Here is a 14,524-nt window from a genome sequence, read left to right as displayed (position 1 = left end):
ACGATTATAAAAACTATCGGATAAACTGTTGAATAAATGTTTCAGCAGCTTTATTTACAAAGTTTTCGAAGTCGGTCGGGTCGAATATCCTGACCGGCTCTTTTTTTATGTCCAGTGACAGATCGGCAAAAGCCAGTTTGCAGAACTGGCGATAGGCGGCAAAATCTGTCTCATTCACCGGCCATGGATGGATTGGTGAAGCAGGCATGGAAAGATGATATTTCTCAATAAGATGCGGACTCATCCGGATATAGTCACCGTAAAAATAATCTTTGGAGAAAAAGGTCATCACAGGCATCTGTTCCCCTGTTTGACGGATTTGGACAGAGACTGCCTTTAAAGATTCTGTTTCATCCAGTCCCTGTTCATTTAAAAAGCGGACAATAGATGGCAGATACTCGGTGAAATACAGATAATCCAGATGAAGATGGGCAAGATAGCCGATCAGCATCGGTTCTTTCAGGGTATTCGGATATGTTTTCTGCCATAAATTAAGATCTGGTGCGATCACCACATGGGAGAAATCAGACGGATGCCAGAAATGGGTCTTATATTTTAATGGCCGAGGAATGGCATCGGGCAGGATACTTCCGATGGTGAAATCGTTCTGCCATCCGTGTATATGGGTAAACGGGTAATCAGCAGATGCCTTGCGCAGGTGTTGAGTGATGAGCTTGGCTTCGGTTAAATGAAAAATAACACTTGGCATGATAATACTCCTTTTGTAGAGGTTCGTAATAGATATAAAAAGAGTATAGCATATATTGGGCCAGTCTATCAAAGGCTTATCTGTAATCTCAGTAAGGTTTAAGTGTGATATAGGTAAATTTTTTCAATGAGTGGCTAATATTGAAAGGATTTTTCAGTAAGAACTTACAAAATTGCATTGAAATAGATGAAAATGAGAATATTTTTCAATAAAACTAAAAAAGATAGTTGACACTAACCTTGTGAATGCGTATAATAGCAATGTAAATGATAGCCGTTATCAATAAATGCACCAGGTTCTGCATACATGGACCTGAATTAAAGGAGGAAACATGATGCCTTTAGCTTTATTAGGTGTAGGAGAGTCGGGTACGATCACAGATATCCGTGGCAAGGAAGATGTTATCCATCATCTGCATAATCTGGGATTTGCTGCCGGAACAGATGTTGAAGTTGTCGGCAATACAGATGCCGGCATGATTATTGCTGTCAAAGGTTCAAGAGTAGCCTTGAATCGTGGCATGGCATCCAAGATTACGGTGAATCGTTAATCGGATGTCTGTATAGATAGAATGCATGCGCATTCAGATAAGAGAGGAGACAAAGCCATGACACTTAGAAATGTAGGAGTCGGCCAGACTGTCACAGTTTCAAAGATTACAGGTGTAGGCGCTATTAAAAGACGTATCATGGATATGGGTCTGACAAAGGGCACATCCGTCTATGTTCGTAAAGTGGCACCGCTTGGTGATCCGATAGAAGTAACAGTCAGAGGATATGAATTATCTTTGCGTAAAGCTGACGCAGAGCTGATTGAGGTTCAGTAAATATTGAACCTTTTTTAAGAACATAAGGTTAGCTTAATCAAACCTTATCATTTGTTTTAACTGTTCTAATTGTTGAAAATCTGGAGGTAAAAAAATGGCAATCAGAATTGCACTTGCCGGCAACCCAAACTGCGGTAAAACAACATTGTTCAACGCATTAACGGGTTCTAACCAGTTCGTTGGTAACTGGCCTGGCGTAACAGTTGAGAAAAAGGAAGGTAAATTAAAAGGTCATAAAGACGTTATTATCACTGACCTTCCGGGTATTTATTCACTTTCTCCATATACACTTGAGGAAGTTGTAGCAAGAAATTATATTTTGAATGAGAAGCCGGATGCGATCCTCAACATCGTTGATGGTACGAACCTTGAGCGTAACCTTTATCTGACAACACAGCTTATGGAACTTGGTATTCCGGTTATCATGGCCATCAACATGATGGACCTTGTCCAGAAGAATGGTGATAACATCAACATTCAGAAGCTGAGTGAAGCATGCGGTTGTCCGGTTTACGAAATTTCTGCCCTGAAGAATACAGGTATCAAGGAAGCATCTGATGCCGTTGTTAGGGCTGCTCAGGCCAAAGCTGTTCAGGGCACTGTACATAAGTTTAACAGCAAAGTCGAAGGCTACCTGAATGAGATCGAAACACTTCTTGGCTCAGATGTCGCTGATGCTCAGAAGAGATTTTATGCAATTAAATTATTTGAACGTGATGATAAGATTGCAGCTCAGATGAAGAGCGCACCAAATGTAGAAGCAATCATTTCCAAAGCCGAAAAGGAAATGGATGATGACTCAGAAAGTATCATCACAAATGAAAGATATGAATATATCGCAAGTATTATCGGCGGCTGCCTGAAGAAAAAACATGCAGGCGCAGATACAATTTCTGATAAGATTGACCGAATCGTTACAAACCGTATTCTGGCTCTGCCAATCTTCGCAGTGATCATGTTCCTTGTTTACTATATTTCCATGACAACAATCGGTGCTGCAGCAACAGGCTGGACAAATGATAATCTGTTCGGTGATGGCTTCTTTATCGGCAGCGACGGCGGTTATGGCGATGCTGACGAAGCTTATGCAGGTGCTCTGGAAGTTGTAAACGGATTCATCAGTTACGAAGCAGGTCAGGGTATGGATACAAGCGCTGTTGAAGCAGCCATTGATTCTGAAGCAGATGATTATGATCCTGCGGCAGCTGCAGCAGCAGTGAATACATTTGTTGCCCAGGTAGATCCATCTACAGAGGCAACATATCTTGTAGAAGATGAAGAAACACTTGCAACAGAAGAAACAACTGCTTCTTATGCAGATCTGACAGATGCTGTCGCTGCTTTATCAGAAGCTGGTTATGAAGCTCCGGATCCGGCAGCATATGGCACATTCATCAGCAGTATTCCTGATGCAGTCAGCGGCATGCTTGAAAAGGCAAACTGTGCTGAATGGCTTCAGGGTCTGATCGTAGATGGTATTATCGCCGGTGTTGGTGCTGTCCTTGGTTTCGTACCTCAGATGCTTGTCCTGTTCTTCCTGCTGGCTATTCTTGAGTCCTGCGGTTACATGGCACGTATCGCCTTCATCATGGATAGAATTTTCCGTAAATTCGGTCTTTCAGGTAAATCCTTCATTCCTATTCTTGTTGGTACAGGTTGTGGTATCCCAGGTATCATGGCTTCCAGAACAATTGAGAATGAACGTGACCGTCGTATGACCATCATGACAACAACATTTATCCCTTGCGGTGCGAAGACACCTTTCATTGCGATGATCGCAGGTGCTGTATTCGGCGGTGCTGCATGGGTTGCAACAAGTGCATACTTCCTTGGTATGGCAGCAATTATCTGTTCAGGTATTATCCTGAAGAAGACAAAGATCTTCGCCGGAGATCCGGCTCCTTTCGTTATGGAGCTTCCGGCATACCATATTCCGACTCCGGGTGCTGTACTCAGAGCAACATGGGAACGTGGCTGGTCTTTCATTAAGAAAGCTGGTACAATTATTACATTATCAACAATCCTTGTTTGGTTCCTGTCCTATTTCGGTTGGGTAGATGGTGCATTTACAATGCTTGCGGAAGACCAGTTAGACAGCAGTATTCTTGCAAGAGTAGGTCATGCAATTGCATGGATCTTTGCACCACTTGGATTTGGTAACTGGCAGGCAACTGTAGCATCTGTTACAGGTCTTGTAGCAAAGGAAAACATCGTTGGTACACTGGGTATCCTTTATGGTGGCGGCGATGGTACAGTATATCAGGTAATGGCAGCTTCCTTCACACTTGTTTCTGGTTATGCATTCATGGCATTCAACCTGCTGTGTGCACCATGCTTCGCAGCAATGGGTGCTATCAAGCGTGAGATGAACAATGCAAAATGGTTCTGGATTGCAGTTGGTTATCAGTGCGGTTTCGCTTATCTTGTAGCCCTCGTTATCAACCAGATTGGTAACCTTGTTGCAAATCACACATTTGGTATCTTCACAGTTGTCGCTATCCTGGTAATCATTGGATTCTTCTATCTGCTGTTCCGTCCATATAAGGAAAGCAACACATTAGAAGTAAAAGGCAAAGCAGTAGCTTAAATTGATTTGAAAGGTCGGGCGAGTGCTTAATGGGAACTCTTATAGTAGGCGTTATACTGATAGTCATTGTCGCAGCGATTGTTCGCTCGATGATTAAAGATAAGAAAAATGGCAAGGGCTGTGGTGATTGCAGTCATTGTGGAGGTGGATGCGGTGGCGGCAGCAGCTGTTGCAAATAGAGACACGGAACAATATCATCGTGTCAGCAGAGAGAAGGAAGAAATTCTCTATTTACTGAGAAAACGTGGTTTTCGCGTGACAAAGCAAAGAGAGCTGATACTGGATATCGTGTTCGAGCATGAATGTGCCAGCTGTAAAGAGATTTATTATCAAGCCATTCAGCATGATCCGGGTATCGGTATGGCAACGGTATACCGTATGGTCAATACACTGACGGATATCGGGGTGTTAAAGGTGGCAACACTGAAACCCCAGACCGCTTTAGGTTCAGGAAGCGGATGCCAGATTCTCTTGAAAAATCAAAATAAAATCGTCCTTAATCAGACGGAATGGACAGAAGTACTTCAAAATGTACTGCGCCGTAAAGGTTATAATTCAAATGCGGCAGATGAAATTGTTGAAGTGACTATACAGTAGTCCTAATAAAAATAAATATTGATTCGTACACAAAAAGGAACTTCCGGTTTATGGTTTAAATCGGAAGTTCCTTTTTATACTTTATCATGTTTATCATGTTTCATGATTGAGGAGCTTTTTGGCCATGTCAATCAGTTCATCACTGACAGCAAATTCCATTTGGACGTCCTTTACCTCAGGAACATTAGAAAGAATTTCGTTTTTCACTAGTTCCTCTGTTGTAATCCATGCTGAAGGACAATTAGAACACATGCCGGTAAATTTAAATTTGAGAATTCCATTTGAGAAAGATGTAATGGTCATATCACCGCCATGCCCCTGAAGGGCAGGGCGGATACGATCGGATACAACTTGCTGAATCTTGTTCAGTGTATTCAAAGGGAGGACCTCCGATCATCAATCTTTAATGTGAGCAATGTGCTTTGCCATTGCTTTTTTAGCAGACATATTGCTCTGTCTGGAAATCATAATTCTCTGAGCCTGTGGGCTGCCTGCACCATGCATAGATTCTGTCAGATAACCGACAGCAGCGGTACCAAGGGTCAGATTTTCGATAAGACGCATAATCTTGAAACGATCCATAACATCTACTTTTGCAGGGCCTGCAAGGTATTTGCGGATAACAGGACCGACTACAGGATGAGCCATATCCTTTTCGGAAGGCAGTGTAACCATCAGGCCGCCTGCGATATCCTGTGCAAGACGTGCAATTTCATATGGAAAACGGGTAACATTCTGTTTGCAGACATTGGCCAGCATCAGATCAATAAGGTAGTTGCCGGATTCTGTTGGCTGACCTTCGGCTGAACAGGCAATACCGCAGCAGTAAAGAGTTTCATTCAGATGAACCATTTCAATCAGTTTATCTTTGATATGAGAAGCTTTTTCAACGCCGTTATACTCTGAAGCAAGGGCTGTAGCACCAATGAGGACATCGCCGACACCGACTTTACATCCGCCATAGCTCTGTCTGTGATAACCTGCAAAACGTTCAACGAGCATACCTGCAAATTCTGTTTCCCCATTCAGGAAAATACGATCATTAGGGACAAAAACATTATCGAAGACTGTCAGTGCTTCCATACCGCCGTATGTAGAATTGCCGAGGTCAAGCTGGCATCCTTCAGTCTTTCTTGTATCACAGCTCTGACGGCCGACAATCATCATTAAACCTTCTGTGTCCAGAGGAACAGCAAAAGAAACGGCATAATCCTTGTCATCAGGTCCCATAGCGATGGTAGGCATAACAATCACTTCGTGAGAATTCAGAATACCTGTCTGATGCGCTTTTGCACCGCGGACAACAATACCGTCCGGACGGCGTTCAACAACATGCAGGAAAAGATCAGGGTCTGCCTGTTTGGATGGAGAGAGGCTTCTGTCACCTTTAGTATCTGTCATGGCGCCATCAACTGTCAGGTCGTTTTGCTGAACATAAGTTGCGAATTTAACAAAATTATCATGATAGTGTGTGCCGTATTTTTTATCTACTTCATATGTTGTGCTGTACACGGAATTGAAAGAATCCATGCCGACACAACGCTGGAAACAGGCTGCGGTCTTCTGACCAAGCAAACGCTGCATTTTAACTTTCTTAACAAGATCATCAGGACTCTGGTGAATATGCGTAAAACGGTTGATTTTCTCACCTGTAAGGTTTGAAGTCGCTGTCATCAGATCAGCATATTCAGGATTTTGTGCAAGGTCATAAGTTGCTTTGACTGAATTAACAGCCGGTTGAAGAATCGGATTACCTACCGGGTTGTCAATCTCTTCACCGAAAAGAAAGATTCTCATTTTGATTTTCTGCAGACTTCTTACGTATTCGTCTCCTGTCATTAATGGCATAATAAATTCCTCCCAAAAATTTAAAATGTGTAAATAGTTTAGAATCATGTATCCATTGATTAAATGTATCAATAGTACTTGATATTCTTAGTTATAAGCAAGATGTGTGCCAACTTTGACAAAGGAAAAACAGCCCTGTTTTGTGGTAATTGTGGCAGGACTGTTCTATGCGTATCTCAAAAATGAGAAAAAACGGAAAAATGAAATCTCAAAAATGAGAAACTTCTCAAAAATAAGAACTACAGGGTTTCAGAACGGGGATATTTTTCTTCAAGATGCTTTTTCCTTCGGGACAGAGTTTTCAAATTCATATTCAGTTTTTCAGCTGTTTTTTCAAGGGTGCCGTATAAACTGCAGTACTCCCGGATATATTTCAGTTCGATCTGCTCAAGAATGGTTTTCAGCTGAATATTGCCAAGCTGGACATTATCTTTGATCAGGCTGGATTCGCTGCTCCATAATTCAGCAGATGAAATAATATCTTCATCACTGAGAATAACCATCTTCTCAATGGTGTTCTTGAGTTCCCGGACATTTCCCGGCCAGTTATATTCTTCCAGCGTTTTACAGGAGTAAGGACTCAGTGTTTTATGTGTTTTAAACTTGGTATTAAATTGATTAAGAAAATGCTGAGCCAGAGGGATGATGTCTTTTTGGCGCTCGCGAAGAGGAGGAATTTCCAGATTGACGACATTCAGGCGATAATAAAGGTCGGAACGGAATTCATTGGCATCAATCATTTCTTTCAGGTCGCGGTTAGTGGCGGCAATGACGCGAACATCGATTTTGCGGGGCTGACTGGAACCGAGACGCATGATTTCATTTTCCTGAAGAGCGCGCAAAAGCTTCATTTGGACATTCATAGGCATTTCACCGATTTCGTCAAGAAATAATGTACCGCCGTTGGCAACTTCAAAATAGCCGGGGCGGCCTTTGGAGAGGGCCCCTGTAAAAGCGCCGCCTTCATAACCGAATAATTCACTTTCGATGAGATCCTTGGCAATGGCACCACAGTTGACGCTCAGCATCGGATTATCCCTGCGGGAGCTGTTCTGATGGATAAAGTGAGCCAGAAGTTCCTTGCCGGTTCCTGTTTCACCCTGAATGAGTACAGTGGTATCTTTGTCAGCTACTTTGGTGGCACTGTAAAGAATTTCGTACATTTTAGGATCATTGACCAGAAACTGGGAACGGTCAATATTTTGCTGTGTCAGCGCACGGATTTTCTCTTTGTATTCGGACACCTGAACCATCTGTTCACTGAGCTGCTGACGGAGTTCTTCGATCATTTTGAAATCACGGGTATTGCTGATGACCATGATAATTTTGCCTTCGGGTGAAAATACAGGTGTACTGGTAATGTAAGCTCTGCGCCCTGTTCGGAGAAAGTTTTGCTCAATGGTTGCGGTTTGCCTTGTTTTCAGAACAATCAATGAAGCAGAATAATTGATTAGCGTAGATTCAAGGTCATGCATATTCTGACCGATAATCTCTTCACTGGTGATGCCGGACATTTCTTCATAGGACTTGTTGACTTTTAAAACATTACCTTCGCCATCTGTGATAAAGAAACCGTCCAGAGAATCTTGAAAAATTGTGTCCAGAGATTCATAAAGCTGTCGTGTATAGGAAAGTTCATCAGCCAGAGCCTGTGTACCTTGTTTTTTTAGCTGCTCTATGTTAAGTTGTTTGGTGTATTTACTGAAATCAGGTGGTGTATTCAATATTTTTCCCTCCCGTAATCCTTATATTTAATAAAAAATTGCTTTTAGTATAGCATAAACAAGTACCTTTTAACACTTTATTGGACGAAAAATGACAATAAACATGGTAATGAGATTCATTCTCAATAAAAAGTATTGCGTTTTTCCTACGAAGCTGATATGATAATGATACCAGGTGGTTAGGTATATCTAACCAAGTAAAGGAGAGAAGTAAGATGGTTGCATACAGGCAGACGTATGAGATAATAAGAGGAATACAAGAAAAGGCTGCAGAGCAGTGTGCACCGGTTATTTTCGACATCAAGCCTTCTAATTTGCTGATTATCGATCAGTGTTATGCGAAGGCATTGAAATCTCTGGTAGAAACAACAGGTCTGAAAGTTCGCTGTTTTGAACATCGGGCAGAGAAACAGGTCTGGTTTATGTTTCGGGAGGAACCCCTTTACAGACAACTGGCGGATCCCGACAACATGTCTTTTATGAAACAATTTGGGTATACTGAAAATATGACAATGGATGAAATACTGGCATATGCAGCAAAGCGCTTCAGAGAATATAAGCGCGGTGAAGCGGGATTCCCACACGAGATGGGAATTTTGCTGGGATATCCTCTCGGTGATGTCAAAGGATTTATTGAACATCATGGTCGTAACTGCTTGTGCAGTGGATATTGGAAAGTATATGAGAATGAAGAAAAGGCCCGTGAGACATTTCGATTGTATGCCAGAGTAAAACAAATTGCCATGGATATGGTCAAGCAGGGCATGGGATTTGGAATGGCGGAACAGTATCAGTTTGTTTAATCAGAGCGGTATTCACCGTCTTTGATCTAATAGAAAATGATCAACAAGATCACATTTATAGGAGGAATTTCAACAATGAAGGAAATTATGGTCGCATACTGGAGCGGTACAGGCAACACAGCAGCTATGGCAACAATCTTAGGCAAAGGCATTCAGGATGGCGGAGCAACAGCAAAAGTTGTTTCTGTTGAAGACATCAAAGCAGATGACCTCAAAGATTATCCGGTATTCGCACTCGGCTGCCCATCCATGGGAAATGAAACACTTGAAGAAACAGTGATGGAAGATTTCGTAACAGAAGTTGAAAGCTTTGCATCAGGTAAGAAAATCGGTTTGTTTGGTTCTTACGGATGGGGCGATGGCGAATGGATGCGCAACTGGGTTGCACGTATGGAAGAAGCTGGTGCTCAGGTCTACGGCGGCGAAGATGCGATCTGCATGAATGAACCTGATTCAGAAGCTGAAGCAAAACTTGAAGCACTCGGCAAAGAATTAGCAGCATTATAAAATTTATTTTTCCACTTACACAAACTCATTTTTACTGAAGGTATTTATTAAATATGTGGGAACGCTTTGCCGGAGCAAGGAAATGTTTCGGCAGAGGTTCCTAAGAAGGAGGAGAGCCATGAGCGTTGTCATCATCGGTGGTCATGACAGAATGGTCTGTCAGTATAAGAAAATTTGTAAATCTCATAAATGTAAAGCAAAGGTATTCACTCAGATGTCTGCCGATTTGGACAAGCAGATTGGTGATCCTGATTTATGCATTTTGTTTACAAATACCGTTTCTCACAAAATGGTACGATGTGCCGTAGATGAGGCTGAGAAAAAGAAATTTAAAATTGTTCGCTGCCATACAAGCAGCGGATCGGCACTGGAAGGTATTCTTCTTGAACATGCCGTATAAGACGAATGGAAGATAAGTTCCGTGTTCAACATTTTAATGGTTTGGCATGGGACTTTTTTACATTAAATTAAAATAGATGGAATACAGGCAGAAGATGAAAGAATGGACGCCCGAATAAATCTGTTCAAATACAAATGCTTCAGAGTTATATTGAACTATTTATTCAGGCGTCCATTTCTATTGCCTGTGGCGTGCAGTCCGTTTATTATTTAGCAGTACAATGCTTTTATTACTTGCGTGACTGATAGAATATTTCCTTTATCTTATGGAATGTTTCTTCGCTAAGAACATGCTCAATACGGCAGGCGTCTTTCAACGCAGTTTCCTCGCTGACTCCAATGGACATCAGATAACCGGAGATAACCTGATGACGTTCGTAAATGCTTCGGGCGATGGCCAGACCGGATTCTGTCAACGTGAGAAGATTGTTGTCGTCCATATTGACGTATCCGTTTTCGCGGAGTCGCTTCATGGCAACACTGACGCTTGGCTTGGAGTAACCAAGATGTCTGGCTACATCGATGGAACGCACTTCTGAGCTGTGAAGTGAGAGCATATAAATGGTTTCCAGGTAGTCTTCTGGAGATTCCTGCATTTTCAATGGACACACCGTCCTTTCTTCTAAAAATTGTTCATTTATTATATCATATTTTGGTTAAAATATCAAAGAAATATTGCTGAAATCCAGGGCGTTACCAAGGCGAATAGATGCTTTGTTATTTTTTTCGAAAAATAGCAGTAAAATGATAAAATATAAGAAAAAGTTGTGACGAGGGTCAGTATTTTTGCATCTAATAGATATAACAGATAGTTGTATGCGAGCTCGAATAAATAAATGGTGTATACATCAAAGGAGGAAGTGAAGAGGATGAACAAGAAAGAGTTAGGGGCGTTGATTATCGACGGCACGGATGATTTTTATCGTGTGGCAAAGTCGATTCTCAAAGAAGATGCGGATTGCCAGGATGCTGTTCAGGAAGCAGTGAGTAAGGCTTTCGCAAAGATTGATACGTTGCGTGAGAAGAAATATGCCAAAACCTGGTTTATACGAATTTTGCTGAATGAATGTTATCGTATGCTGCGGCAAAGGAAACGTGAGGCAGCTTATCATGAACAGATTTCCGGAGAAGAGATTAGGCAGCATCAATATTCAGATTTGTATCAGAAAATCATGTCACTGGAAATCGAATATAGGGTGCCGCTGGTATTGTATTATCTGAATCAATATACAATCAAGGAAATCGGTCAGATGCTGGACTTGGGGGACAGTGCAGTAAAAATGCGTCTGAGCCGGGCCAGAAAAATGATGCGGCGTATGTATGAACAGGAGGATGCGGTATGAGTGAGAAAAATAGTTGGGACAAGGATTTCCCGGAAACACCGGAAAGTTTTAGAATGGCTTTAAAAGAGATGGTGGAAAAAGAAATAGCGGATGATGAAATTGAGGTAAAAGTGAATGACGGAACAAACCATGCAAAAGGAAAAATTAATAAACGAAATACGAAGTATATGAAAGATAGACGAAGCAGTGTAAATGTTTCAAATCGAAGGTGGAGAGTGGTTAAAATAGCTGTTGCTGCTTTGGTTCTGGCAGGCATTCTTGGCGGAGGAGTCTATGCTGTGACAAAATCCGGTGCATCATCACTGGTAGGTCGAGAAGTGGATGAGACAGGTGCGGAAGCTTATTTGACAACAGATGCCAGCGCTTTTAATCAGACCGTAACGCCGGGATGGCCGCAGATTATGGTGGATATCAGAGGTGAGGATAATGCTGCTGAGGTAAAAGGTGTCAGTGAGCCGCTGCTAGATATTACCCAGGTGTATTATGATGGTCTGAGTCTGGCATTTTATGCACGCCCGACAGGTAAAGGAAAAAGGCATCAGTTAAATTCAGACCGATTGGCTATCGGAGATGCGGTGTATATGATTCATTTTGACAAGCTTTCAGATGAGAAAGTTAAGGAGAATGAAGGCTTCGGTGTTAAAAAGGGTGATTATAAGGGCACCGTTCAGCTGGGAGGAAGGGATGTGCCGGATTCTTTTACAGCATCTTTGATAGTGGATGCCGGTTCTCTGGGGACTCAGACCATATCCTTTGATGCCAAATTGGATAAAAATGCCATCATTAAGCCGGCACAGACTGTGATAACAGAGGATGGTGTGGTAGCTACCGTGGATGTGTTAAAAATTGCAGAATCAGGTACGTATATCCATGTGACCTGGGAATTCGATGAAAGCCAGAAAGAGCTTTACGATAAGATGTCAAGCGAGGGTGGAGGTAACCAGGTGGTATTTATGGCACTGGATGACAACAACGGCAATCATTTTACAACAGAAGACAATATGGATACGAGACAGACAATTGTGTTCACTGTAGATGGAGATGACTGGTCCGGTGCGGAACAGAGAAAATCCTATGAAGCCGACGGCAAATATTATCGGGAAATGTTTGGAATTATCGAAGGCATGAATCAGGATGTCACATCTCTGACAGTAACACCTTATGTGAGAACAGGCGTAGAAGACGGAGAAGAGCATACGTATACAAACCTTGATTTTGCGGCGTTTACTGTCGAATATGATGAATAAAGAATTGTCTTTGAACAGACAATTCAAAAACAAGGAGAATGCAATTTAAAGTGAGCTGCATTCTCCTTGAAAATTATCTGTTTAAATGTTATGAAGGAGCTATTTCAGCGAAAATTCAACCGTCATTTCATCAATGGTCTGCCCGTTGTGTTTTAACTGAAGAGTTAGCTGTTTTGCATCTTCTGGCACATTCGAGATAAAGATTTTGCTGATGCAGTCTGCGCTGCCGTCTTCGTTTCTAATGACTAATACAGGGTCGACATCTTCCGAGGTGGCTTGAATTTGATTAATGTGTATCTGGTCATTACCGTAATTTGTTCCTTTATCGTCTGTGACCTGATAATCCGGTTTGGCATAGCCGCTTAGATTATCGTTTTCTTCATCTGTATATTCAAAATCATACAGATATCTTTCGGCCGCGGATGCATCCAGATGCCAGGTCAAATTCAGACGAATGCCTAACTCAGTGCGTTTTAAATCGGATATGTCCGCTGTGACATCTGAATTGACTGTAATCTGCTGATCAGTATAGCCGAGTACTCTGTCTGCGGCGGTCACCTTGAATGATACAGTTTGCTGTCCTTGGCGGATGAGTGCGGGCGTTACAGTGTTGTCTGCAGAATCGTTTTCGACCACAGCAGAGGTTTCTGTGACAGAAGTTTCTTCTGATGCTAGATAAATGCTTAATGGCATTTCTACAGTAAAATTATCTGATTCTAATCCATCAAGTGCAAATGTTCCGACATACTCATCCTGATTGAAACCGTTCGTTTCGGTTTGACCGAGAAGCCGTCCGAAATCACCGATATATTGAGTGCCATTAATGAATATTCGACTGGTAATAGCATCATATTCCTGTCCGGCATCCGTTGCTTGGGCATAAATATAGAGGTAGTTGCCGTCATAATAGGCTTCTGTTAATGTAAAAAGTGGTTCGTCAAAAACTTTATTTGTATTTTGCTCAAATTGCTTCATTTGTTCAGGAAAACCGTTTTTGACAGATATGTCGCGGTTATCAATGGTTTCCATATAGCTTTCGTTGTATGTTTCTGTGCTGCTTTCAAAATAGTCGCTAAGTCGGAAATGTTTAGCTGCAAAAACCGAAGTCGTGGTAATAATGGCGATGACAGCAGCCGCAGCTGCGATTTTTTTAAAATGGTATCCGGATTTTTCTTTTTTCGTCTGTATGGATGTTGTCGGTTTTTTCTTATCTGATATTGGAGTATTTAATTGTTCATTGACTTTTGATTCTACTAACATCTTAAAATGTTCAGGTGTTTTTAAATAATCATTGTTATTCATTGTGCTGCCTCCGATTCAAGATATTTTCTTAATTGCTGTCTGCCGCGGGCTAATTGGCTTTTGATGGTGCCTTCGCTGCGGTTGAGAATATCTGTAATTTCATGGATCTTGTAGCCCTCAATATAATATAATTCGACAGGGATTCTATACTTATCGTCCAACTGCATCATTGCATGATATAATTCAGAATAATCCGCTTCATCGGATAGGTTTTCTTTGAATGTAAAATCATTTGACGGCGCAAATTGCTTTTGGCGGTAAATGCGGTAACATTCATTGATTAAAATACGAACCAGCCATGTTTTGGCATAGGATGCATGTTGTAAAGTGTTTATTTTGTCGAAACTCTTTACAATGGCCTCCGAAACGGCATCTTCACAGTCTGTTTCATTTTTTAGAATTGACTTTGAAATTCTGTAAAGACTATCAGTTGAGGCAATAATTAAGTGTCCTAAATCTTCTTTTGTCAATGGTTCATCACTTCCTTATCATGGATTTTATCATTATTTCTGTAACTGTTCAAAGCCGGCTTTAAGTTATTACATCTATTAGATAAAAAATCCAGGCAAAAGGTTGCACAATAGGTGGAATAAAATATTTTTTAAAGATAGTTTCTTTTTAAACAGTTTTCA

At 41.5% G+C, this 14,524-nt stretch carries 17 protein-coding genes; 10 read left to right on the top strand and 7 right to left on the bottom strand.

Annotation, left to right across the window (positions count from 1 at the left end; translation table 11 throughout):
- Nucleotides 1–13 precede the first annotated feature (13 nt).
- The gene (locus tag HED67_RS09280) at nucleotides 14–709 is read right to left on the bottom strand and encodes a hypothetical protein (RefSeq protein WP_221718116.1); all 696 of its coding nucleotides are present in this window, start codon (nucleotides 707–709) and stop codon (nucleotides 14–16) included.
- A gap of 331 nt (nucleotides 710–1,040) precedes the next feature.
- Between HED67_RS09280 and HED67_RS09275 the strand changes: the two genes are divergently transcribed.
- From HED67_RS09275 to HED67_RS09255, 5 genes are all read left to right on the top strand, one after another.
- Entirely contained in the window at nucleotides 1,041–1,259 is a 219-nt protein-coding gene (locus HED67_RS09275; protein WP_227081356.1) for a FeoA family protein, read from the top strand.
- Between the two features lie 57 nt (nucleotides 1,260–1,316).
- On the top strand, nucleotides 1,317–1,535 hold the full coding sequence (locus HED67_RS09270; RefSeq protein WP_015514881.1) for a FeoA family protein: 219 nt from the start codon (nucleotides 1,317–1,319) through the stop codon (nucleotides 1,533–1,535).
- Between the two features lie 94 nt (nucleotides 1,536–1,629).
- Nucleotides 1,630–4,122 (top strand): ferrous iron transport protein B, encoded by a 2,493-nt coding sequence (gene feoB / locus HED67_RS09265; protein ID WP_221718115.1) that lies wholly within the window; start codon nucleotides 1,630–1,632, stop codon nucleotides 4,120–4,122.
- Between the two features lie 29 nt (nucleotides 4,123–4,151).
- Nucleotides 4,152–4,301 (top strand): FeoB-associated Cys-rich membrane protein, encoded by a 150-nt coding sequence (locus tag HED67_RS17390; protein ID WP_117526484.1) that lies wholly within the window; start codon nucleotides 4,152–4,154, stop codon nucleotides 4,299–4,301.
- Nucleotides 4,231–4,719 (top strand): Fur family transcriptional regulator, encoded by a 489-nt coding sequence (locus tag HED67_RS09255; RefSeq protein WP_117526482.1) that lies wholly within the window; start codon nucleotides 4,231–4,233, stop codon nucleotides 4,717–4,719. Before HED67_RS17390 ends, HED67_RS09255 begins: the two co-directional genes overlap by 71 nt.
- Nucleotides 4,720–4,812: 93 nt before the next feature.
- On the opposite strand, the gene HED67_RS09250 is transcribed toward HED67_RS09255, so the two are convergent.
- From HED67_RS09250 to HED67_RS09240, 3 genes are all read right to left on the bottom strand, one after another.
- Nucleotides 4,813–5,097, bottom strand: coding sequence for a NifU family protein (locus HED67_RS09250; RefSeq protein WP_227081353.1), 285 nt, complete (start codon nucleotides 5,095–5,097; stop codon nucleotides 4,813–4,815).
- An 18-nt stretch (nucleotides 5,098–5,115) separates the two neighbouring features.
- Nucleotides 5,116–6,567 (bottom strand): 4-hydroxyphenylacetate 3-hydroxylase family protein, encoded by a 1,452-nt coding sequence (locus HED67_RS09245; protein ID WP_178440625.1) that lies wholly within the window; start codon nucleotides 6,565–6,567, stop codon nucleotides 5,116–5,118.
- Nucleotides 6,568–6,806: 239 nt separating this feature from the next.
- Nucleotides 6,807–8,291, bottom strand: coding sequence for a sigma-54 interaction domain-containing protein (locus HED67_RS09240; RefSeq protein WP_221718114.1), 1,485 nt, complete (start codon nucleotides 8,289–8,291; stop codon nucleotides 6,807–6,809).
- Nucleotides 8,292–8,506: 215 nt separating this feature from the next.
- Here HED67_RS09240 and HED67_RS09235 point away from each other — a divergent pair, with 215 nt between their 5' ends.
- From HED67_RS09235 to HED67_RS09225, 3 genes are all read left to right on the top strand, one after another.
- Complete coding sequence (locus HED67_RS09235) at nucleotides 8,507–9,094, top strand: DUF3793 family protein (RefSeq protein ID WP_178440621.1); 588 nt, start codon at nucleotides 8,507–8,509, stop codon at nucleotides 9,092–9,094.
- A 75-nt stretch (nucleotides 9,095–9,169) separates the two neighbouring features.
- A complete protein-coding gene (locus HED67_RS09230) occupies nucleotides 9,170–9,601 on the top strand; it encodes a flavodoxin (RefSeq protein WP_015514885.1) in 432 nt (143 codons plus the stop codon).
- Between the two features lie 118 nt (nucleotides 9,602–9,719).
- Complete coding sequence (locus tag HED67_RS09225) at nucleotides 9,720–10,001, top strand: DUF2325 domain-containing protein (RefSeq protein WP_015514886.1); 282 nt, start codon at nucleotides 9,720–9,722, stop codon at nucleotides 9,999–10,001.
- Between the two features lie 229 nt (nucleotides 10,002–10,230).
- Here HED67_RS09225 and HED67_RS09220 read toward each other — a convergent pair whose 3' ends face one another.
- Entirely contained in the window at nucleotides 10,231–10,602 is a 372-nt protein-coding gene (locus HED67_RS09220; RefSeq protein WP_117526591.1) for a metal-dependent transcriptional regulator, read from the bottom strand.
- 267 nt (nucleotides 10,603–10,869) lie between these two features.
- On the opposite strand from HED67_RS09220, the gene HED67_RS09215 reads away from it, so the two are divergent.
- Complete coding sequence (locus HED67_RS09215) at nucleotides 10,870–11,343, top strand: RNA polymerase sigma factor (RefSeq protein ID WP_178440619.1); 474 nt, start codon at nucleotides 10,870–10,872, stop codon at nucleotides 11,341–11,343.
- Complete coding sequence (locus HED67_RS09210) at nucleotides 11,340–12,590, top strand: hypothetical protein (protein WP_221718113.1); 1,251 nt, start codon at nucleotides 11,340–11,342, stop codon at nucleotides 12,588–12,590. Before HED67_RS09215 ends, HED67_RS09210 begins: the two co-directional genes overlap by 4 nt.
- A gap of 99 nt (nucleotides 12,591–12,689) precedes the next feature.
- On the opposite strand, the gene HED67_RS09205 is transcribed toward HED67_RS09210, so the two are convergent.
- Entirely contained in the window at nucleotides 12,690–13,892 is a 1,203-nt protein-coding gene (locus HED67_RS09205) for a DUF4179 domain-containing protein (RefSeq protein ID WP_221718112.1), read from the bottom strand.
- A complete protein-coding gene (locus HED67_RS09200) occupies nucleotides 13,889–14,362 on the bottom strand; it encodes a sigma-70 family RNA polymerase sigma factor (RefSeq protein WP_117526453.1) in 474 nt (157 codons plus the stop codon). The genes HED67_RS09205 and HED67_RS09200 overlap by 4 nt, the downstream gene beginning before the upstream one ends.
- Between the last annotated feature and the right edge of the window lie 162 nt (nucleotides 14,363–14,524).

The organism is Pseudocoprococcus catus (assembly GCF_019734885.1).
In the GTDB taxonomy this organism is placed as follows: Bacteria; Bacillota; Clostridia; order Lachnospirales; family Lachnospiraceae; genus Coprococcus_A; species Coprococcus_A catus.
Note: the sequence above shows the minus strand (reverse complement) of the source record. Positions and strands in the feature narration are given on the sequence as shown.

Bases quoted from the DNA above. Each gene is read 5' to 3' on its own strand.
- HED67_RS09235 (WP_178440621.1), top strand. From the start codon at position 8,507: ATGGTTGCATACAGGCAGACGTATGAGATAATAAGAGGAATACAAGAA.
- HED67_RS17390 (WP_117526484.1), top strand. From the start codon at position 4,152: ATGGGAACTCTTATAGTAGGCGTTATACTGATAGTCATTGTCGCAGCG.
- HED67_RS09205 (WP_221718112.1), bottom strand. From the start codon at position 13,892: ATGAATAACAATGATTATTTAAAAACACCTGAACATTTTAAGATGTTA.
- HED67_RS09270 (WP_015514881.1), top strand. From the start codon at position 1,317: ATGACACTTAGAAATGTAGGAGTCGGCCAGACTGTCACAGTTTCAAAG.
- HED67_RS09275 (WP_227081356.1), top strand. From the start codon at position 1,041: ATGATGCCTTTAGCTTTATTAGGTGTAGGAGAGTCGGGTACGATCACA.
- HED67_RS09255 (WP_117526482.1), top strand. From the start codon at position 4,231: ATGGCAAGGGCTGTGGTGATTGCAGTCATTGTGGAGGTGGATGCGGTG.
- HED67_RS09280 (WP_221718116.1), bottom strand. From the start codon at position 709: ATGCCAAGTGTTATTTTTCATTTAACCGAAGCCAAGCTCATCACTCAA.
- HED67_RS09215 (WP_178440619.1), top strand. From the start codon at position 10,870: ATGAACAAGAAAGAGTTAGGGGCGTTGATTATCGACGGCACGGATGAT.
- feoB (WP_221718115.1), top strand. From the start codon at position 1,630: ATGGCAATCAGAATTGCACTTGCCGGCAACCCAAACTGCGGTAAAACA.
- HED67_RS09245 (WP_178440625.1), bottom strand. From the start codon at position 6,567: ATGCCATTAATGACAGGAGACGAATACGTAAGAAGTCTGCAGAAAATC.
- HED67_RS09210 (WP_221718113.1), top strand. From the start codon at position 11,340: ATGAGTGAGAAAAATAGTTGGGACAAGGATTTCCCGGAAACACCGGAA.
- HED67_RS09230 (WP_015514885.1), top strand. From the start codon at position 9,170: ATGAAGGAAATTATGGTCGCATACTGGAGCGGTACAGGCAACACAGCA.
- HED67_RS09225 (WP_015514886.1), top strand. From the start codon at position 9,720: ATGAGCGTTGTCATCATCGGTGGTCATGACAGAATGGTCTGTCAGTAT.